Annotated in this window: 17 protein-coding genes; 8 read left to right on the top strand and 9 right to left on the bottom strand. The window is 41.3% G+C overall.

Going from position 1 to position 20,411, the window contains the following annotated elements:
* The 4 genes from H5201_RS20360 to H5201_RS20375 all read right to left on the bottom strand — a co-directional run.
* The coding region (locus tag H5201_RS20360) for a DUF2931 domain-containing protein (protein WP_182719529.1) at positions 1-397 on the bottom strand (397 nt) is incomplete at its 3' end.
* Entirely contained in the window at positions 382-2,088 is a 1,707-nt protein-coding gene (locus tag H5201_RS20365) for a DUF2235 domain-containing protein (RefSeq protein ID WP_182785270.1), read from the bottom strand. The genes H5201_RS20365 and H5201_RS20360, both read right to left, overlap by 16 nt.
* 3 nt (positions 2,089-2,091) lie before the next feature.
* Positions 2,092-2,748, bottom strand: coding sequence for a peptidoglycan-binding protein (locus tag H5201_RS20370; protein WP_182785271.1), 657 nt, complete (start codon positions 2,746-2,748; stop codon positions 2,092-2,094).
* Positions 2,749-3,045: 297 nt separating this feature from the next.
* Complete coding sequence (locus H5201_RS20375; protein ID WP_149981356.1) at positions 3,046-3,645, bottom strand: TIGR04211 family SH3 domain-containing protein; 600 nt, start codon at positions 3,643-3,645, stop codon at positions 3,046-3,048.
* 214 nt (positions 3,646-3,859) lie between these two features.
* Between H5201_RS20375 and H5201_RS20380 the strand changes: the two genes are divergently transcribed.
* From H5201_RS20380 to H5201_RS20395, 4 genes are all read left to right on the top strand, one after another.
* On the top strand, positions 3,860-5,380 hold the full coding sequence (locus tag H5201_RS20380; protein ID WP_182719526.1) for a CYTH and CHAD domain-containing protein: 1,521 nt from the start codon (positions 3,860-3,862) through the stop codon (positions 5,378-5,380).
* 31 nt (positions 5,381-5,411) lie between these two features.
* Positions 5,412-6,083, top strand: coding sequence for an START domain-containing protein (locus tag H5201_RS20385; protein WP_182719525.1), 672 nt, complete (start codon positions 5,412-5,414; stop codon positions 6,081-6,083).
* A 166-nt stretch (positions 6,084-6,249) separates the two neighbouring features.
* A complete protein-coding gene (locus tag H5201_RS20390) occupies positions 6,250-8,238 on the top strand; it encodes an LTA synthase family protein (RefSeq protein ID WP_182768269.1) in 1,989 nt (662 codons plus the stop codon).
* Between the two features lie 56 nt (positions 8,239-8,294).
* Positions 8,295-8,702, top strand: coding sequence for a diacylglycerol kinase (locus H5201_RS20395; RefSeq protein ID WP_182719523.1), 408 nt, complete (start codon positions 8,295-8,297; stop codon positions 8,700-8,702).
* A 564-nt stretch (positions 8,703-9,266) separates the two neighbouring features.
* Here the strand turns inward: H5201_RS20395 and metK are convergent.
* The gene (metK, locus tag H5201_RS20400) at positions 9,267-10,418 is read right to left on the bottom strand and encodes a methionine adenosyltransferase (RefSeq protein WP_149981353.1); all 1,152 of its coding nucleotides are present in this window, start codon (positions 10,416-10,418) and stop codon (positions 9,267-9,269) included.
* A gap of 274 nt (positions 10,419-10,692) precedes the next feature.
* Here metK and tkt point away from each other — a divergent pair, with 274 nt between their 5' ends.
* The 4 genes from tkt to H5201_RS20420 all read left to right on the top strand — a co-directional run bounded on the left by tkt (position 10,693) and on the right by H5201_RS20420 (position 15,233).
* On the top strand, positions 10,693-12,684 hold the full coding sequence (gene tkt, locus H5201_RS20405; RefSeq protein ID WP_182719522.1) for a transketolase: 1,992 nt from the start codon (positions 10,693-10,695) through the stop codon (positions 12,682-12,684).
* 321 nt (positions 12,685-13,005) lie between these two features.
* Positions 13,006-13,317, top strand: coding sequence for a pyrimidine/purine nucleoside phosphorylase (locus H5201_RS20410; protein ID WP_145235187.1), 312 nt, complete (start codon positions 13,006-13,008; stop codon positions 13,315-13,317).
* A gap of 181 nt (positions 13,318-13,498) precedes the next feature.
* Positions 13,499-13,855 carry a ribosome hibernation-promoting factor, HPF/YfiA family gene (hpf, locus tag H5201_RS20415; protein ID WP_145235189.1) on the top strand — a complete coding sequence of 119 codons (357 nt, stop codon included), beginning with the start codon at positions 13,499-13,501 and terminating at the stop codon, positions 13,853-13,855.
* Positions 13,856-14,060: 205 nt separating this feature from the next.
* Positions 14,061-15,233, top strand: coding sequence for an NRAMP family divalent metal transporter (locus tag H5201_RS20420; RefSeq protein WP_182785272.1), 1,173 nt, complete (start codon positions 14,061-14,063; stop codon positions 15,231-15,233).
* 150 nt (positions 15,234-15,383) lie between these two features.
* On the opposite strand, the gene yacG is transcribed toward H5201_RS20420, so the two are convergent.
* The 4 genes from yacG to H5201_RS20440 form a co-directional block, all read right to left on the bottom strand.
* Complete coding sequence (yacG, locus tag H5201_RS20425; protein ID WP_149981349.1) at positions 15,384-15,614, bottom strand: DNA gyrase inhibitor YacG; 231 nt, start codon at positions 15,612-15,614, stop codon at positions 15,384-15,386.
* 67 nt (positions 15,615-15,681) lie between these two features.
* On the bottom strand, positions 15,682-17,361 hold the full coding sequence (gene pilB, locus H5201_RS20430; RefSeq protein ID WP_182719520.1) for a type IV-A pilus assembly ATPase PilB: 1,680 nt from the start codon (positions 17,359-17,361) through the stop codon (positions 15,682-15,684).
* A 139-nt stretch (positions 17,362-17,500) separates the two neighbouring features.
* The gene (gene coaE / locus H5201_RS20435) at positions 17,501-18,133 is read right to left on the bottom strand and encodes a dephospho-CoA kinase (protein WP_149981347.1); all 633 of its coding nucleotides are present in this window, start codon (positions 18,131-18,133) and stop codon (positions 17,501-17,503) included.
* A 1-nt stretch (position 18,134) separates the two neighbouring features.
* Positions 18,135-19,034, bottom strand: coding sequence for an A24 family peptidase (locus H5201_RS20440; protein ID WP_310736888.1), 900 nt, complete (start codon positions 19,032-19,034; stop codon positions 18,135-18,137).
* Positions 19,035-20,411 lie beyond the last annotated feature (1,377 nt).

Raw genomic sequence — 20,411 nt, forward strand, 5'->3', positions numbered from 1 at the left:
CAACAATTAAATAAGGCCTGATATTTTCTTCTACTTCTCCTGTGCTTATCCATGCATAAGCAGGTAAATTTTTAGCTAATTTATAACCATTTTTATTTATTGCCAGTTCACCGTAGTAAATTCTGTTCTCTGACTTATCTAACCACTCAACCGCTACTTTTTCTGGGAATTTTTGATCGTAAACACCAACCATAGCTCCCGCTGTGGCTCGACAACAAGACATAGTTCCTGCGGGTACATCCCACTTGTCATCAAACTTAATTAAAGTCACAAATATATTATTGCCTTCATCTGTTGAACCCGATACAACCATATAGTCGATTTCACCTGTTGTTGCACAGCCGTCTAGTAATACAGCAAACAAGCTAGTAAGAAGTAACTTTAAGATTTTGTCCATAATCTATATCCATTTATTAATTGTAATTGCCATTGCTCACTCTTTTCAGCTTGTTCTGGCTGATTGTAAAAAAGCTCACGTTGTTGGTTTTTAGTGGTGAATTCAGCGTCTTCTTCAGGGCCATGAGCAATCGCATCAATCGTTGCTGAATATTTAACACTGTGGTGGATGTAATCTTTATATAAAGCCTGCCAGGCATCACTTTGTGGGCCAAAGCTACGGGCGCTATCAACCAGTGCTTTAAGCTCGTTAGGTAAAATATAAGGTATAGCTTGGCCGTCAGCTTGTTTGCGGTTAGCAAGTTCCGTTAAGCTTTGTAGTGGCACGCCTTGGTTAACCGCCGTTTCATGCATTAGCGCTAGGCTATAATGGGGTAAGGTATTATTTAAATTGCGCCGCCAATACGGTTTATAGCCGGTATAAACCGTATACTCTGATTCATTACGAATTCGCTTTGGCTTTCTGTTCATCCTTGGCCTACTTGCTTTAAACTCAATATTAATTGTTGGCCAATAATATTTTTGCTCAAGTGACTTTTTAAGCTGCGCTAATTCTTTATCGTGCTCTGGCTCTCCGGCTTGCCCAGCAATATATTGCCACGGGTATAATATGGTTGTTTCTACGGGGCCATAACCGCCGCCAATATCTGAGTGCACACCCGGTAATTCAATCTCTTGCTGGTTTTTAAGGAGCTGCTTATTACGGGTACGTAATGAGCTGAGTGGAAATTTATCACGCTTTTCATCAAATGCCGCCAAATGCATTACAAACCCCGCACTACTACTTGCTAGATGTAAGTTAACGGGGTAATCAAGTTCATTATTGGCATAAAACTCACTGTGGTTGTTGTCACCATCACCACCAATAGAGGCAACACTGTCAAATAAGCCAACAAAGCGGATAACGGGCTTAATACCGCCCCAATAGTGTGGATTATTTTTATAAATCGCATTCACTTGATTAACAAATGCCCGCGCTTGCGCTGCGCCACGGCTAAAACCAAATACGTCCAGAAATCCAATGCTCATCTTTGAGTATTCTTTGAAAAATTGAACTGTTGTGACTAGAGTCTCTCTAATTCGCTCATCAAAACTAAACGCCAAACCCATATCTAAGGTTGAATCGCTTTCATTTGCTTTAGTGCCAATACCTTCAACATAATAGCGTGATTGATATTTTTGAAAGGGATATAACTCAAACAACTTAACCACATTAGTCGGTTCATTCGCGTCGGTTGAATCTTGTATGTCGTTAAGGCGGTTATTCCCCGTGCCATCAAAGAACACCCCAAAGCTAGGGGGCTCTGCGAGCAAGGTTATTTCAATATGGCCTTTTGGTAATATTTTATGTTCGAGTAATTGCGGCCCGCCTTTTTCACCAATATTGAATGACTGAACCTTTAATGGATCGAAATAATCTGCAAAGCTTTGTTCGTTAATAAGGGTTAATTCTGCTTCGCCCGCTATAATTACTTTTAAGGTGTAAAGCGCTTGTTGTGACAGGTTTTTAAAGTGGTATTGTTGATTGCCCTGTTGCTCCAAGTTAACCGCACTACCTTGGCTAAACAACTGCGCTTTTATATCTACATCACCAATCACTTTAACTATTATATGTTTTTGTAACGCACCAACATTTGTTTTGATAACCAGAGTGTTAACTTTATTGACTGCCATGGGCATTGCTTGGCTCATAACTTAGGCTCCATAAACATAAACAAGACGGCTTTTAGTAACCGGCCCTGCAATGCCGTCTACCTGTAGTTGTTGCGCTTGTTGAAATTCCCTCACACCCGCTTTGGTTTTTGTGCCATTAGCGCCATCAACCTTGCCGCAATTAAACCCCAACATATTGCACCGGCCTTGCACACCAGAAAGTGTTTCTATCGGATCTAGATTACCTACTTGTACCGCAAAGCTTTTAGTTGGCGTGGTGTCGCCTGCTTTTAAATATAAATCGACGCTGCCAGTAAGGGCGTCGTTATTATTAAGTTCTACTTCGATAAGCCCATCACTTTGCAGAACGGTATCGATTGCTTGGCTACCTATGTTGAGTACAATACGTTTGCCGGTAATGTCATCACCATCTTCATGAATTATTTGCAGGCGAAAATATTCTTTTTCGTTTTGTACAACAAACGTATTTAGACTGTTAGCGCGCAGCGGCATAAACTTTTCTTTTTTAGGTGGAATATTGATGATATCACCCGGAAAAATTAAATTAGGATCGGGCCGTAGTGCTTTAAACTCCGCATTACTGGGATGGTTATATAATGCTGTTGAGGTTTTATAACCATATTGGCGTGCTATGCGTAGCAGTGTTTCGCCTTGTGCGACGGTGTGTTGTTGCGCCATCGTTAAATCCTTTTATACGTCTAAATTAGGTTCCCTCACTGCACCATTTAGGGACAAGTATTTTGTTACATTATACAAAGCTGAAATAATATTCTAGTAAATATTTAACGGGTAAAAATGAAATAGGTTAATATAGATGGGGAATAATGCTGAAAACATTGAACAAAACATAGTTTTATGTTGTTTGAAAAATATACATTATTATAGGGGGAGTTTCTTTGAGTATGAAAAGCCGATTATGCATCGGCTTTTATTTAGATAAACCTAAGTTATTACTGTTATACGGGGTATAAGGTTTTACGCCCAGCCGTCGTAACGTTTGCGGCGCGATAATACGATAGTCAAAATAATACCTAAAAATAAACCTATGAAGGCAATTGCTCCGCCATAAGTTAGTAGCTGACGTTTTTCTTTTGCACCGGCTTGTTGTTTTTCAGTGCGTTCAGCTTCTAAGGTACTTTTTAATTTAGCAATCTGCTCTGATAGAGCACTATTTTGGTCAGTTAAAGTTTGGCTTTGCTCTTGTAGCTGCGGTAATTCAATCTGTGCTTGACGAAGTTGCTCTTGCATTGATGCCATTTCAGCACTGAGTGTGCGGTATTGTTGGTGAATACCTGGAGTTTTAGAAACAAATTTAGCTTCTACCCAGCCTTCTCGTTCTTTATCATCAATAACTTTAACAAAGCCATTTTCTTCAGCAGATAGCTGGGTTAGCTTTGTACCAGCATCAACAGAGCCAATAATGCGATAATTTTTACTCGCGCCAGAGTGCATAAATGTATAAAGATTATCGACTATATAAGCGGTGTTTGCATCGCTAGCTGAATTGCTTTCTTCTGCGTGACTCATAAATGCGGCCGCTGCGAATAGCAAAGCTAATAAAGAATGTTTAAACATCAATCTACCCTGTTAATGTAACCGTCTGTGGGACAGCAATCGTATTATTCATAGTTAAGTATTGAGATAGTATGGATTTAGCGCGCTAATAGCAAGACTGATATTGTAATCATGGCTGCTGTTTGCTGATTCAAATAAGCTAAAAAATTTGCAATGTTGGGCAGCTTTGTTTATTTTGAGCTCTTATTTATTTTAAAGGTAATCCTCAAGCCTAATGGATACTGAGATAGAACTGAAGTTTTTGGTGTCAGACGCCGTAATCCCACTGATCCCCGCGTTAATTACTCAATTTGCAAAAACGGTTACTAATAAACCTTCGCGTAGTTTACAAAATGCTTATTTTGACACGCCAAGCCGTGAATTAAGAGCGCTCGATATCGGTTTTCGTACCCGCTGTGCTGATAATCAATGTGAGCAAACTATCAAGCTTGCTGGAGAAGTTATGGGCGGGTTGCATCAACGACCTGAATATAATTTACCGCTGGAAAGTAGCCGACCAAATATAACTGCATTTGATGCCAGTATTTGGCCGCATGGTATGCAAATAAGTGCAATTGCCGCTAATCTTTATCCTATTTTTAGTACTAACTTCATTCGTCGTACTTGGCTTATTGAAACCGACAGTGGCGCTAAAATTGAAGTAGTGTTAGATAAAGGTGAAGTATCTGCATCGGGTTTGATGGAGCCAATTTGTGAGCTTGAAATTGAACTGGTTGAAGGCAGCCGCGATGAATTATTTGCTTTAGCAGATAAGTTAGTGAGTCAAAGTAATATTCGATTAGGGCTATATTCTAAAGCAGCTCGTGGTTATCGCCTTGCGGATGAAAAACCACTTAAGCCAAGTAAATCAATTGGCTTTGTATCGTTACCTAAATATGCAACACAAGAGCAAGCACTTATAGCCGCAATTGGCTTTGGTATTCGTTTTGTACAAAAACATGAACAGTGTTATTTCGATAAACCGAGTTTAAAGACTCTGAAACGAGTGACCGATGGTATTAGTTTAATCCGTCATACGTTTTGGTTATTTGACGATATTGTTGATAAAAACACCACCGAGCTATTACGCACCGAGCTAAAATGGCTATTAAGTGAATTAGCATGGGTTGAAAACGCGATTCAACTAAAAACCTACACATCTAAGCGCCACGCATACTATAAAAAAATCAACAGTGCACCTGAGTTAACGCAAGTTATTAATGACTTAAAAGAGCTACAGCCAAGTATTGATGATATTAATCGGTTGTTTCATAGCGCTCGCTATAACCGCTTATTATTGTCTTTAACCACCTGGCTGGTGGATAAGCAATGGCGTAAAAGTTGGGGGCAAGTACAGTTTCAAGCAGCTGAAAAACCAGTCGCTGAGATTGCTAATCGATTATTTGAAAAAGATTGGCAAGACCTTCATCAGTTACTGCCAGAACAAAAAACACTGACTGTTAAGGATTACTTGGATTTACGTATGCGTTTAGAAAACAGCTTACTCAGTGGTAACTGTTTAGGTTCGTTATTTGAAAAAGATGAACGCAGTGAGTTTCGTATTCCATGGTTAGATATTTCACACGGCATGTACGAGCTCAGCACGCTTGAGTATCTAAAGCAGTTATGTGCAGGACAAGATGATGAAGAGCTGGCAAAAATTCAAAGCTGGCTTGAAAGAAAGTCTGAATTCTTGGTCGACGCAATGGAACAAAGCCGCTTAGCTTCATATAAAATATCACCTTACTGGCAGTAATCGCGTTTAAGCCAGTACATAGGGAATACACATGGTACGGCGGGTATTATTACTAATGCTGCTCTTTAGTGCCGATGCGCTCAGTGATGTTCAGCATTGGCAACTCTGGAAACAGCATGATGGTGCAAGTGTGTACTACAAAAAACATGATAATGGTATTTTTGAAGTGCAGGCTGAGATCACTATTGAAGGTGTCACGGCCAATGACTTTATGACATTGCTAAGTGATACTAACAGCGCGCCGTTATGGATTGATAATGTTACCCATGTGAAAGTGTTGGAGCGATTAAGTCCCTCAGAAACTATTGTACATACCGAGTTTGAGTCGCCGTGGCCACTCACTGATCGCGATATGGTTAGTTACTCATGCTACCAACAACTGAACGGCACCCAGACTAAGTTAACGATTACAGCAAAAACAGGGGAGCTTGCAAAGCGCCAAGCTGTGATCCGTATCACTGATCTAAAAGCACATTGGTTATTAACTCAACATAGCAGTGAAGGGCAATCATTGTTAACTATAACATATGAAATATACGCTAATCCTGGTGGTGCAATTCCGCATTGGCTAAGCAATAAAGTGGGATTAGAAAGTGCAATGCATACCTTGCTTGCTCTTAAATTACGCCTAATCAATAAAACCTATCAAACCAATCAGCAAGTAAGCCAAGTTGGTAATTGTAGTCACATCAATAAACAATAGCGTGTTAATTCTAACAATTGGTATAATCTGGATAGCTAGTCAACTCCTTGTTACTACTTTGTTTAATTGAACTTTTATTACAAATAATTACAAAAAAAATATTGTTGCTGTAACTTAAATCGGTAATACTCCCGCGCTGGGAACATACTACTTTAAGGACCGTAAAGTGTTTGCATCATCAGTTGCAGGATCAAGCCGTTGGTTTTCATTTGTTAACGAAAGTTGGCGCATCGCTACATTATGGCTAGCGGGTGTTCTATTGTTTATGAGCTTTCGGGTTTTCTTTTTAGTCTACTTTCATGACCGGATCACCACACCAATTGATCTTAACGTTATTTTAAACACCTTAGAAACAGGGTTTGCTTTTGACTCAGCTGCCAGTGGTGTGTGTTTTAGCATTCCTTTTTTATTAAATTGTATTTTACAGCCGATGCGCTTAGGTCATTGGGTAAGAATGGTGCGTAACTTTACGGGTAAGCTTTTTTTTGTAGTCGCTATTTTACTCTGTATAACCAGTATTACGTATATTGCAGAGTACGGTAGCCAATTCAATTACTTTATGTTTGAAGGGTTGCACGATGATCAGCAAGCAATTGCTTTAACCGTGATTGAACAATATCGGCCATGGGGTAGTTTTCTGGGGTTATTAGCACTGTTGGTGGTTGCATTTAAGTTATGCGAGCGCGTTGATAAGCAGTCGAATAGCTTTTTACAGCGCATTTTTACTGACTGTAAATGGAAGCGTACGTTGTTAATTAGCATCATTGTGGTGTTATTTATCTGTGCTATTCGTGGTTCTTTTGAGTCTCGTCCGGCATCACGAAAGTGGTCTGCGGTAACGCCGGACCCATTTATTAATAATTTGGTGATCAATCCATTTCGCAGCTTTTTTTATGCCATTAAAGATTACAACGATCTACAAAGCCATGGCGTAAACGGTGAAAATCCATATTTAAGCCATAACTCAGGGCTTGATGCCTTACCTTTAAATGCGCTGAGTAAACATACGACAGCGCCTTTGTTAGCTGCACCGTCACAGGTATTTGTAATTGTTATGGAAAGTTATGATTCTTGGCCGTTACAACAAAAGTATGCTGCACTTAATTTAACTAATCAGTTAAAAAACCTAGCTAGTAAAGGTATTTACCTAGATAACGTTTTACCTGCAGCTAGCAGTACCATGAATTCGCTATCCAGTATTGTATCTGGGATCCCTTATGCAGGGGTTAATATGAGTTTGATTGGGCCACAAAACCCAAGTAGCAAGCTATCGTTATTTAATCAATTCGAGCAGTTAGGGTACACCAGCCAGTTTTTTTATGGTGGTTTATTATCGTGGCAAAATGTCGGTGAGTACGTTCTATCCCAAGGTGTTGATAAGGTCTATTCAGCTATCGATGCTGGTGGTAAAGGTAGCGCCGGTGTCTGGGGCATTGATGATGGTCAGCTATTTGATTTGGTAGCAGAAAAAACAACGAAAAAAAGTTTTAATGTGATCCTCTCAGGTAGTTATCATGGCCCGTTTAATCTCGATTTAGATAAATATAACTACCCTTATAAGTCGGTTGCAGATTATCCAGCTGAGATAAATAAATTAGCTGGGGAGTTATTAGATCCTTATGTATTAGGGCACTTATGGTATGCAGATAAAATGCTGGGTGAGTTTGTGGCTAAGATGGAGCAACGTTATCCAGATGCATTATTTGTCATTACCGGGGATCATTATAGTCGCCGTAACTTTCATCAGCGCCCAAATTTATATGAGTTAACTCATGTGCCGATAGTGATTTATGGCAAAGGTGTTAGTGCAGATTTAGTGCCTGCGCAACAAGTGGCAAGCCATATGGATATCGCTCCAACATTATTAGATTTAATTGCGCCAGCAAATACTCAGTTTTATAGCATGGGACAATCATTATTTAATGCAGCGCCAGATAGGAGGGTATTTGGTTTTCAAACAATACGTCACAATGAACAGCTCTGGCGTGGTGATTTATCGGCGCTTTATGAGTATTATAGGGTTAATGAGCGGGATAAAACTCAGCTTTTACCGACAACACCATCGCAATTTGTTGAAATTGATGCACAGACAGAGCAAGCATATACCCAGTATATGGCGACAGCTTGGCAGTTATTAACTCAAGGCATGGATTAAGGTAATGGTTTTACCCATCACCCGATAAGCAACACTTACACGCTAAAGATCATAAAATGACTAAACCAGAAATTAACTTAGTAAACAAACCCAACGGCATAGGAATTGGGCGTATTTTAAAAGCAACTAAATGCTCAATTAAAGGTTTTAAAGCCGCATTTAAGGAAGAGTCGGCCTTTCGTAATGAGCTTGCGCTAGGGCTTGTATTATTGCCATTATCATTTTGGCTAGCGCAATCATTACAGCACTGGGTGATACTTATAATCAGCTTTTTGTTATTGTTGATTGTTGAGTTGCTAAATTCAGCAATTGAAGCATTAACAGATCGAGTCGGTGTTGAATATCATGTGTTATCAGGGCGAGCGAAAGATATTGCTTCAGCGGCTGTGACATTAGCACTGATAGTGTTATTTATTGTATGGGCTGTGGCTGGGTATGAAAAGATAATTACATTGATAGGTTAGGAAGTTAGGCAAAACGTTACAGGCTTTGAGCGACAAGCTTCGAATACACCCAAGTCACTTTCTAGAACCGAGCTTTAATTGCGCGGGGTAAACCCGCGCCTACGTCTGGTAGCAGCGAGTTTATCTCGCGATAAACACTTTATCCTTCGCGGTGGCAAGCCACTCGCCTACAAGTAATATCCACCGCGCTCCTGTAGGTCGCCATTTATGGCGACAAGCCTATTTACCTCCGAGGGTAGGAGGCGCTGTGCGCTACACCGAGAAGACAAAAGTAAAGTTAATTACTTACAGGTTTTCCTCTATGAACTCTGTGGTGAAATTATTAAAGAATAGGTTTGCACCAAGAGTAGTGAATAAGGGGGGAAATACCACTGGCTTCGAACACGCCCTAACTCCTAGCCACTTCCTAGAACCTAGTTTTAATTTTGCGGGGTAAACTCGCGCCTACGTCTGGCAGCAGCGAGTTTACCTCGCGACAATAACCTACGCATTTACAACAACATAATCAGCAGGCATAAAAAAAGCGCCAATTGGCGCTTTTTTGTATTCACACAATGGCTAATATTAAAGACCAGCTGCTGCGCGAAGTGCGTCTGCTTTATCTGTGCGTTCCCAAGGGAATTCATCACGACCAAAATGCCCGTAAGCTGCAGTTGGTAGATAAATAGGGCGCTCAAGATCAAGCATTTTAATTAAGCCATATGGACGTAAGTCAAAGTGTTCACGAATCAATTCAATTAAACGTGATTCTTCAAGCTTGCTGGTACCAAATGTTTCAACACTGATTGACGTTGGCTCTGCAACACCGATTGCGTAAGAAACTTGTAGCTCACATTTGTCAGCAAGGCCCGCAGCAACGATGTTTTTAGCAACGTAACGTGCAGCGTACGCAGCTGAACGGTCAACTTTTGATGGATCTTTACCTGAGAATGCACCGCCACCGTGACGAGCCATGCCGCCATAGGTATCAACGATAATTTTACGACCAGTAAGACCACAGTCACCCATTGGGCCACCGATTACAAAACGGCCAGTCGGGTTAATGAAAAACTTAGTTGCACTAGTGATAAGCTCAGCAGGCAGTACCGGCTTGATAATTGTTTCCATCACAGCTTCTACTAAATCTTTTTGTGAAATGTCTTCACTGTGTTGAGTAGAAAGTACCACAGCGTCAATACCTACTGGCTTGCCGTTTTCATATGCAAAAGTAACTTGTGATTTTGCATCAGGACGTAACCAGTTTAGCTCGCCGCTTTTACGTACTTGCGCTTGACGCTGTACTAAACGGTGTGAGTAAGTGATTGGTGCAGGCATTAATACTTCAGTTTCATTACATGCGTAACCAAACATTAGGCCTTGGTCGCCAGCGCCTTGTTCTTCTGGGCTAGTACGGTCAACACCTTGGTTGATGTCAGGAGACTGCTTACCAATCGTGTTTAAAATTGCACACGAGTCGGCATCAAAACCCATATCAGAATGAGTGTAGCCAATTTCACGTACAGTTTTACGTGTGATTTCTTCGATATCAACCCATGCGCTAGTAGTGATTTCACCACCAACCATAACCATACCAGTCTTTACGTAAGTTTCACACGCAACACGGGCATGAGAATCTTGTTCTAAGATGGCATCTAGTACCGCGTCAGAGATTTGGTCCGCGATTTTATCCGGATGACCTTCAGAAACAGATTCAGAAGTAAATAAATGTTTTGCCATTGTCTTTGCTCACAAATATTGCGCTTCACAAACGTCGGTAAGAGCGCTAAAAAATTTAGGGGCGTATTTTATCTAAAACAACGATAGTTGCATAGTGTTTTTACGCCTAGACGTCTAAATAAAATTACTAATAACTTTTTGTTCTTAAAAAAAATTCATAATGCCCAATTTAATCAGGTTTTTAATTGCATACAGCCCCTACAATAAGTAAGAATGGATCTTCAAATGAATACACACAATAACCAGCGCAAATACAGTAAAGGTAGGAGAATCCATGCCGTCTCGCAAAGAACTTGCAAATGCTATTCGCGTCTTATCAATGGACGCAGTACAAAAGGCCAAATCTGGCCACCCTGGAGCCCCTATGGGCATGGCTGATATCGCAGAAGTACTATGGCGCGATTATCTAAACCACAATCCAACAAATCCAGAGTGGGTAGATAGAGATCGATTTATACTTTCCAATGGCCACGGTTCAATGCTTATTTATTCTCTATTGCATTTAAGTGGTTATGATTTACCAATTGAGGAAATTAAAAACTTCCGTCAAATGCATTCAAAAACACCAGGCCACCCAGAATACGGGTATGCTCCAGGTATTGAGACTACTACGGGCCCACTTGGTCAAGGGATCACTAACGCGGTAGGTATGGCGATTGCTGAAAAAGCATTAGCAGCGCAATTTAACCGTGAAGGTCACGATATTGTTGATCACCACACATATACTTTCTTAGGCGATGGTTGCTTAATGGAAGGTATTTCTCATGAAGCATGTTCACTTGCCGGCACATTAGGCCTAGGTAAGCTTGTTGCGTTTTGGGATGACAACGGTATTTCAATTGATGGTGAAGTTGAAGGTTGGTTTAGCGATGATACACCTGCACGCTTTAAAGCCTACGGTTGGCATGTAGTAAGTGACGTTGATGGCCATGACTCTGACGCTATCCGCGCAGCCATCGAAGAAGCACGCAGCATCACCGACAAGCCAACACTAATTTGTTGTAAAACAGTTATCGGTTATGGTTCACCAAATAAATCAGGTAGCCATGATTGTCACGGCGCACCACTAGGTGAAGACGAAATCAAAGCAGCACGCGAGTTCCTTGGTTGGACTGGTGAAGCATTTGAAATCCCAGCTGATATTTATGCACAATGGGATGGCAAAGAAAAGGGTAAACAACTTGAAGCTAACTGGGATGAAAAATTTGCCGCGTACGCCGCTGCACACCCAGAACTAGCCGCTGAATTTAAACGCCGTACTAGTAGTGAGTTGCCAGCAGATTGGGCTGAAAAATCACAAGCATATATTGAGCAACTAGACGCAAATCCAGCAAACCCAGCATCACGTAAGGCATCGCAAGACGCACTGAATGCATTTGGTCCATTACTGCCTGAATTTATGGGCGGATCAGCTGATTTAGCCGGTTCTAACCTGACTATTTGGAAAGGCTCTAAAGGCTTAACACGCGATGATGCCAGCGGTAACTACATCTATTACGGTGTACGTGAGTTTGGTATGTCGGCGATTATGAATGGTATTGCATTGCATAAAGGCTTTATTCCTTACGGCGCAACTTTCCTAATGTTTATGGAATATGCACGTAATGCTGTTCGTATGGCTGCACTTATGAAAGTGCCAAGCATTTTTGTATACACACACGATTCAATCGGTTTAGGTGAAGATGGTCCAACTCACCAACCAGTAGAGCAAATTGCTAGCATGCGTTTAACGCCAAACTTAGTTAACTGGCGCCCGTGTGACCAAGTTGAGTCTGCGATTGCATGGCAACAAGCGATTGAACGCCAAGATGGTCCAACATCACTTATCTTTACTCGCCAAGGCCTTGAGCAACAAACTCGCTCTGCGCAGCAATTAAGCGACGTGAAAAAAGGTGGTTATGTGCTGAGCTGTGATGGCGAGCCTGAGCTTATCTTAATCGCAACTGGTTCTGAGGTGCAATTAGCACAAGATTCAGCCGCGCAACTGCGTAAGCAAGGTAAAAAAGTACGTGTTGTCTCTATGCCATCGACCGATGTATTTGATGCACAAGACGCTGCTTATAAAGAAAGTGTACTACCAGCTGCAGTTTCACGCCGCGTAGCCGTAGAAGCAGGTATTGCTGACTACTGGTATAAATATGTAGGTTTAAACGGCGCTGTAGTAGGTATGACCACCTTTGGTGAGTCAGCCCCTGCAAATGAGCTGTTTGAGCACTTTGGCTTCACGGTAGAAAACATCGTAAACAAAGCTAACGAATTGTTTTAATTTTTACGATTGAAATTTAAAAGCCCGCACTGTGGTTACACAGCGCGGGCTTTTTGTGTTTGGCCGGTAGGTTGGGTAGAGCGCAGCGAAACCCAACGAAGGGAATTTGAGCCGTCAGTCATAAGCTTTCAGCTGTCAGTTTTAGAATAGTTAAGCGTAAGCGACTTGACGCGCTAAAGCACGACCTACACTGTTAGCCCGAAGCCCGAAGCCCGAAGCCCGAAGCCCATGAGTATTTTTCACATCACTACACTTGCATGCTATGCGTCCTTAAGGCAATGTGGTCGCAGTTAAATTATAAATCAAAGAACAGGAGTGAGGATGTCTCAGTTTGATAATGTAAGTGTTGTTAAAACAGCGAACGTATATTTTGACGGTAAAGTATCAAGTCGTACCGTGGTTTTTGCTGATGGCAGCACTAAAACGTTAGGTTTTATGCAACCGGGTGAGTTTGAATTTGCTACGAGCAAAAAAGAATTGATGGAATTAAACGGCGGCCAGTGGGATGTATTACTCCCTGGTGAGACGAAATGGCAAACGATGTCAGCAGGGGAGTCTTTTAACGTTGATGCTAACGTTACCTTTCAAGTAAAAGTGACTGACTTTGCTGATTACTGTTGTTCGTATACTTAATATACAAATCAAGTGACACGCTGAAAGCCCGCCATGCGCGGGCTTTTGCATATTTAATGTGACTAAATTGATCTACATCAGCTGTAATAACAAATAAATTTCATATTTATGCTTTTCTGCCTTGTGTTAATCTAAATAGCCCCCAATACTAGTTATGAGGTAACATAAAAAAGGATACCCTATGAAAATTAATCTTTCTGGTCACCATGTTGACGTTACTGACTCTATTAGAGAGCACATCAACGAAAAATTTTCAAAAATTGCGAGTCATTTTCCATCTCTGATCGCACTAGATATCATTCTTTCAAAAGAGCATCATAAGCTCCAAGCAGAAATCAGTACCATATACGAAGGCGCGCGTTTATCCGTTAAAGGTGAGAACGAAGTTCTTTATCCAGCTATTGCAAACGCGGCTAAAAAACTCGATGCAGCACTAAAGCATCGTAAAGGCCAAATTAAAGCCAATTTACATGAAAAACCGGTGAGCACTACACCTGAAATTGCTCATGAAATTATTCAAGAAATGGACCTACGTTAAATAATAAAGACGCTAGATCTTAGGCAACTAGGATCTAGCGATTTACATCTAAAGGACTAGTCCTCTAAACCTCCGCTTTACTCTTTATTTCTTAATTAAAACGCTGTAACTTGCTTATTATTAACCATAAGTAATAAGTACACAGATGCAGTCAGCAGTATCAATTTGGCAAACTCGTTTAAACGCACTAGGTCCCGGTATTTTAATGGCGACCGCTGCAATTGGTGGCTCACATTTAGTGGCATCAACGCAAGCAGGGGCTATTTTTGGCTGGCAGCTATTTTGGTTAATCCTCGTTGTTAACGTGCTTAAGTATCCATTTTTCCGCTTTGGTATCGAGTACACGCTAGCCACAAAAAAAAGCTTAGTTGAAGGCTATCAAAGTAAAGGCCCATGGTTTTTTTATAGTTTTATTGGCTTAAATATTATTGCTGCGGTGGTCAATACTGCTGGTGTGCTGCTATTAACGGCCAGTTTATTACACTACGCTTTACCTATTGCTATTTCAGTGACTTTACTGTGTTGGTTGATCCTCGCCGTTTGCTTAGTCATTTTATTACTCGGGCACTTTAAAGCACTCGATAACGTCGCCAAGGCTATTATGGGGCTACTTACACTAGCAACAGTCATTGCCCTATCTATTGCATTTAGTAACGGCCCAATGGCACCTGCTGATTACGTTGGCCCATCTCCCTATGAACTTGCTATGCTGGGTTTTATGGTGGCATTGATGGGTTGGATGCCTGCACCGATTGAAATCTCAGCATTAAGCTCATTGTGGCTTAAAGAAAAGCAAAGCCAGCAAAGCGTGACTAAGGCTCAGGGGTTGTTTGATTTTAATTTAGGTTATTGGTTAACCGCAGGGCTGGCATTAGTATTCTTTTCACTCGGTGTGCTAGTGCAATACGGGCAAAGCGCGAATATAGAGCTCGGCGGCGTGGCATTTGCTAAACAGCTTATTGATATGTATGCCCTGACCATAGGTGAATGGGCACGACCATTAGTTTCAATTATCGCGTTTTTGTGTATGTTTGGCACAACTTTAACCGTGCTTGATGGCTACGCCCGCACATTAAACGAATCACACAAATTATTAGGTTTTAAACAAAGTAAGCACAGCTTAAATATCTGGTTGATAGTACAGTCTTTGGCGGGGATGGCGGTGATCTTATTCTTTAAATCAGCCCTTGGCCCTATGCTTACTTTTGCTATGACGCTAGCATTTTTGACCACGCCGATTTTTGCATGGCTGAACTTCAGCTTAGTTCGCTCAGTGCCAAGTATTCAGCATTCCAAAGTAATACAAAGCTTGAGCTGGTTAGGACTGATTTATTTAGTTGGCTTTGCGTTGGTGTTTTTGGTTTGGAAGCTTGGTTAACAGCAAAGTAGTTAATTGGAGTTTGCGCGGGGTAAACCCGCGCCTACGTATTGGTAGCAGCGAGTTTACCTCGCCACGGGCTGCGAGCTTCGAATACTAGAACCTAGCTACTACCTAAAACCTAGCCCCTATTTTTCAATTACTTCAGGCTTACTTGAAAAAATCATCGTCGTTTTTAGCAAGCATAGCTTCAATATCTTCAATCATATCTTGGCTTAAATCATCTGCAGAGGTTATTGGTGCAGAGATTTTATTGTTTTCAAACGACCATTCGCCTAAATCAATTAACTGACAGCGTTTTGAACAAAAAGGGCGGTGCGGACTTTTTTCTGACCATTCGACTTGGGTTTTACACGTTGGGCAGCTTACAACTGTTGGCATAACATCTTCTCATACATATTGTTTACGATTTATAACTCTAAAACCTAGAACCCTAGGTTTTAGGATCTTAAAAACTAGTTACTCGGTTTATCTCGGCTAATGAAGTCATACCGGCGGCAGCTTTTCTGAGGCCTGATAAACGCAAGTTATTAAAGCCTGACTTTAACGATACTTCAGCAATTTCTAGTGAATTACCGCCACGCATAATGATTTGCGCTATTTCTGGAGTAATCTGCATTACTTCATAAATACCGACACGACCTTTGTAGCCATCAGTGCAGCTATCGCAGCCTTTGGGTGCAAATAAAGTGAGTTCAGTTATTTGTTCAGGGCTAAAACCTTGGCGTTGTAACTCTTCGTCCGGCAAGCTTTCAGGTGCTTTACATTTAGGGCATAAACGTCGAGCTAAGCGCTGTGCGATAATTAAGCTAATCGAGCTGGCAACGTTATAAGCAGGTACACCCATATTAAGTAAACGGGTTAGGGTTTCAGGTGCAGAGTTAGTATGTAAGGTCGATAATACCAAGTGACCAGTTTGCGCCGCTTTAATAGAAATTTCAGCGGTTTCAAGATCTCGGATCTCACCGACCATCACCACATCAGGATCTTGACGTAAAAACGCTTTTAGCGCATTAGCAAAGGTCATCTCTGCGCGCGGGTTAATTTGTACTTGGTTGATACCTTCAAGGTTAATTTCAACCGGATCTTCTGCAGTGCTAATATTACGCTCTGGTTGGTTAAGAATATTCAAACCAGTGTAAAGCGATACTGTTTTACCCGAGCCGGTAGGGCCGGTAACTAAAATCATGCCTTGCGGTTGTTGCAGCGCATCCATATAGAGCTTTTTCTGCTCAGGTTCGTAACCCAGTACATCAATGCCAAGCATGGCACTGGATGAATCAAGGATACGCATTACTATTTTTTCGCCCCACAAAGTCGGCAGCGTACTTACCCGGAAATCGATACTTTTACGTTCGGTGATTTTAAGTTTGATACGGCCATCTTGTGGTTTACGTTTTTCGGCAATATCTAAGCGTGCCATTACTTTTATCCGCGCTGATAAACGCGTAGCTAAGCTGTTCGGCGGGCTGGCCATTTCATGTAAAATGCCATCGATACGAAAACGCACGCGGTATTTATGTTCGTAAGGTTCAAAGTGTAAATCCGAGGCGCCTTTTTTAATTGCATCCATCAAAATTTTATTGATGTAGACGATAATTGGGGCATCGTCTTTTTCGTCTTCGCCGTTGTTTTGTATTTCGCGAGGGCTTTCGGTATCTAACTCACTAAATTCTTTAAATTCTTCATCGCTTAAATGCAAACTACCAGAGGCATCAAGCAATTGCTCTATTTTGGCTTCAAGCTGGCGATAATCAACAACGACCACCTCACAGGCAAGCCCTGTACTGAATTCAAAGTTTTCAAAAGCACCATAATCAGTCGGATCCGACGCGGCAATGTAGAGTTTACGGCCTTTTTTAATTAAAGGCAGAATATGATGATCTTTGATCAGTTTTTCTTTAACAAGCTCTTTGGGGATCAGCTCGACGTCAAACTCACGTATATCAAAATAAGGCACTCGGAATAAGTCGATGCATTGCTCGGCAAGTTCATGACCATCAATACCGCTGCATTTTGCGATCAACTCTGCAGTTGAGCCATACTCACGTTGTTTGAGTTTGACTGTTTCTGCGTCAATACGGCCAAGCGTAATAAACTTTCTAAGTAATGGTGAATTAATATTCATTGCGCACCTTGGTTAGATCCTTTCATAGCCAGCAATTTATCAGAAAAAAGAATGGTATAACATCAGTCTTGTCGATTTAAGGTAATTTGACAACAAAAAGCTAAAAAGTTTTTGTTTATCACAACCGTTATCATCTTTATTAGTTAACTTTAGCCGTTAGTTGTAAGTAGTTTTGATGAAGTTGCATTATATCCTGCTCAACTAAATGCAATGGGCGGTTGTTATCAATCACATCGTCAGCTCGGTGGCGTTTATCCTCGCGTGACATTTGTGCGGCGATAATACTGCGTGCTTGCTGCTCAGAGGTGTTATCGCGGGCGATAGTACGCTTGAGTTGTATTTCTACAGGAACGTCAATCACTAAAGTGCGATCACAATATTGCTCAAGACCATTTTCAAATAACAGTGGTGCGACGAGTACCACATATGCGCTGTTTGCAGAGTGTAAATCAGTAAGAGTTTTTTCACGGATCAGTGGATGCAGTAAATTATTAAGCCAAGTTTTTTGCGCTGTATCAGCAAAAATAATCTCACGTAATTGCGCCCGGTTTAAACTGCCGTCGGGGTTTAGCACTTGGGCACCAAAATACTCACTAATAGCAGCTAAACCAGGGCTATGCGGTTTGACTACGTGGCGTGCAATAATATCAGCATCAACCACGGTAATAGCGAGTTTTTCAAACATGGCACTAACGGCGCTTTTTCCGCAACCAATACCGCCGGTTAAGCCCAGCACCCAATTTTTCATCGGTTTATGAGTGGATGCATTCATATTAATAACCTAACAAATTAAAATAAAATACTTGGATTTGTGTGCCCCATAACAAAGTAACCCAACCTGCAATGGCTAAATAAGGCCCAAATGGAATTGGCGTGGCTTTATCTTTGCCTTGAATACTCAATAACGCGATACCAATAATAGCGCCCACTACACTCGATAATAAAACAATGGTGAGTAATGATTGCCAGCCAAGCAATGCGCCAAATACCGCCAGTAATTTAAAATCACCATAGCCCATGCCTTCTTTACCGGTGAGCAGTTTAAATAGCCAAAATACGCTCCAGAGGCTTAAGTAACCACATGCTGTACCAATAATGGCATCTGTTGGGGAGATAGTGATGCCCATTACCGCAGCAATTAATGCTAACCAGACTAAAGGTAAGGTGAGTTGGTCAGGCAGTAGCATATGATCAATGTCAATAAAGGTAAGGGCGACGAGCACCCAAGTAATTAAAATATACAGTAGTGCCTGCTCAGTCGCGCCCAAGGTGTAGGCCACTATTAAGCTTAAAACCGCAGTAAGCATTTCAACAATTGGGTAACGTACTGAAATTGGGTTACTGCAACTAGCGCAGCGACCTTTTAACAATAACCAGCTAATAACAGGAATGTTTTGCCAAGGCTTAATGGCCGTTTTGCATTTTGGGCAAGTAGAGTTAGGCTTGATCAGATTAAACTCAGCTTCTGTATTATCAGCTTTTGTGGGTTTTAAATCGTCAGCCAGTAAAACACGGCATTCTGTTTGCCATTCACGCTGCATCATTATCGGCAACCGGTAAATAACTACATTCAAAAAACTGCCAATACACAGGCTCACTAAGCCAACAGTGAGTAAGTAAAACCATAATTGGTTTTGCATAACAGTGATTATATCGAGAAAGAAATTTTGCATTCGCTAAAACCTAAAACCTAAAATCTAAAAACTACTAAAAGCTCGCACTTACGTGTATGTAGCAGCGAGTTTATCTCGTGACTGTTTATACATTTACACTGATAAACTTATTTTACCACCGAGGGCACAAAGGTGCTGCGCGCTATACAGAGAAACCAAAGTAAAAAATCTTTGATTTCTTCTCTGTGTTCTCGGTGGTGAATTAATCACTGACAGAACTTTAATCTAATTGCGCGGGGTAAACCCGCGCCTACGTATTGGTAGCAGCGAGTTTATCTCGTGACTGTTTATACATTTACACCGATAAACTTATTTTACCACCGAGGGCACAAAGACGCTGCGCGCTACACAGAGAAACCAAAGTAAAAAATCACTTATTTTTTCTCTGTGTTCTCGGTGGTGAATTAATCACTGACAGAACTTGAATCTATTGCGTAGGGTAAACCCGCGCCTACGCATTGTTAGCTGCGAGTTTACCTCGCGACTGTTTATACATTTACACCGATAAACCTATTTTACCACCGAGGGCACAAAGGCGCTGCGCGCTACACAGAGAAACCAAAGTAAAAAATCACTTATTTTTTCTCTGTGTTCTCGGTGGTGAATTAATCACTGACAGAACTTGAATCTATTGCGCGGGGTAAACCCGCACCTACGCATTGGTAGCAGCGAGTTTACCTCGCGACTGTTTATACATTTACACCGACAAATCTATTTTACCATAGAGGGCACAAAGGCGCTGCGCGCTACACAGAGAAACCAAAGTAAAAAATCACTTATTTTTTCTCTGTGTTCTCGGTGGTGAATTAATCACTGACAGAACTTGAATCTATTGCGCGGGGTAACCCCGCGCCTACGTATTGGTAGCAGCGAATTTATCTCGCGACTGTTTATACATTTACACAAACAAACTTATTTTACCACCGAGGGCAGGAGACGCTGCGCGCTATACAGAGAAACCAAAGTAAAAAATCACTTATTTCTTCTCTGTGTTCTCAGTGGTGAATTAATCACTGAAAGAACTTGAATCTATTCGCGGGGTAAACCCGCGCCTACGCATTGGTAGCAGCGATTTTATCTCGCGACAATGAGATTATTTTCGCGGTGGCAAGCCACTCGCCTACAAGTAATGCCCACAATCAAAAACCTTTCTGCACAAAGAGTAGAATGAGAGTAAATGAGAAAAGCGCCACGGCCCTCGAATACACCCTAGCCACTTCCTAGCACCTATTTTTACAATTACTTCTTTAAAGCACAGCGTCTCTTAATCGCTGTGGTGAATAAATCACTTAAATAAAAAAGATGTTGCATTGCTTAATATAAATTAGGAACATTCTTGCTTACAGCTTACAGCTTACAGCTTACAGCTTACAGCTT

Source organism: Pseudoalteromonas sp. SG43-6, from assembly GCF_014164365.1.
Lineage (GTDB): Bacteria > Pseudomonadota > Gammaproteobacteria > Enterobacterales > Alteromonadaceae > Pseudoalteromonas > Pseudoalteromonas rhizosphaerae.

What these genes read in the sequence shown, in the direction of transcription:
- H5201_RS20365 (WP_182785270.1), bottom strand. Translation starts at nt 2,088, where the DNA reads ATGAGCCAAGCAATGCCCATGGCAGTCAATAAAGTTAACACTCTGGTT.
- H5201_RS20370 (WP_182785271.1), bottom strand. Translation starts at nt 2,748, where the DNA reads ATGGCGCAACAACACACCGTCGCACAAGGCGAAACACTGCTACGCATA.
- H5201_RS20375 (WP_149981356.1), bottom strand. Translation starts at nt 3,645, where the DNA reads ATGTTTAAACATTCTTTATTAGCTTTGCTATTCGCAGCGGCCGCATTT.
- H5201_RS20380 (WP_182719526.1), top strand. Translation starts at nt 3,860, where the DNA reads ATGGATACTGAGATAGAACTGAAGTTTTTGGTGTCAGACGCCGTAATC.
- H5201_RS20385 (WP_182719525.1), top strand. Translation starts at nt 5,412, where the DNA reads ATGGTACGGCGGGTATTATTACTAATGCTGCTCTTTAGTGCCGATGCG.
- H5201_RS20395 (WP_182719523.1), top strand. Translation starts at nt 8,295, where the DNA reads ATGACTAAACCAGAAATTAACTTAGTAAACAAACCCAACGGCATAGGA.
- metK (WP_149981353.1), bottom strand. Translation starts at nt 10,418, where the DNA reads ATGGCAAAACATTTATTTACTTCTGAATCTGTTTCTGAAGGTCATCCG.
- tkt (WP_182719522.1), top strand. Translation starts at nt 10,693, where the DNA reads ATGCCGTCTCGCAAAGAACTTGCAAATGCTATTCGCGTCTTATCAATG.
- H5201_RS20410 (WP_145235187.1), top strand. Translation starts at nt 13,006, where the DNA reads ATGTCTCAGTTTGATAATGTAAGTGTTGTTAAAACAGCGAACGTATAT.
- hpf (WP_145235189.1), top strand. Translation starts at nt 13,499, where the DNA reads ATGAAAATTAATCTTTCTGGTCACCATGTTGACGTTACTGACTCTATT.
- H5201_RS20420 (WP_182785272.1), top strand. Translation starts at nt 14,061, where the DNA reads ATGGCGACCGCTGCAATTGGTGGCTCACATTTAGTGGCATCAACGCAA.
- yacG (WP_149981349.1), bottom strand. Translation starts at nt 15,614, where the DNA reads ATGCCAACAGTTGTAAGCTGCCCAACGTGTAAAACCCAAGTCGAATGG.
- pilB (WP_182719520.1), bottom strand. Translation starts at nt 17,361, where the DNA reads ATGAATATTAATTCACCATTACTTAGAAAGTTTATTACGCTTGGCCGT.
- coaE (WP_149981347.1), bottom strand. Translation starts at nt 18,133, where the DNA reads ATGAATGCATCCACTCATAAACCGATGAAAAATTGGGTGCTGGGCTTA.
- H5201_RS20440 (WP_310736888.1), bottom strand. Translation starts at nt 19,034, where the DNA reads ATGCAAAATTTCTTTCTCGATATAATCACTGTTATGCAAAACCAATTA.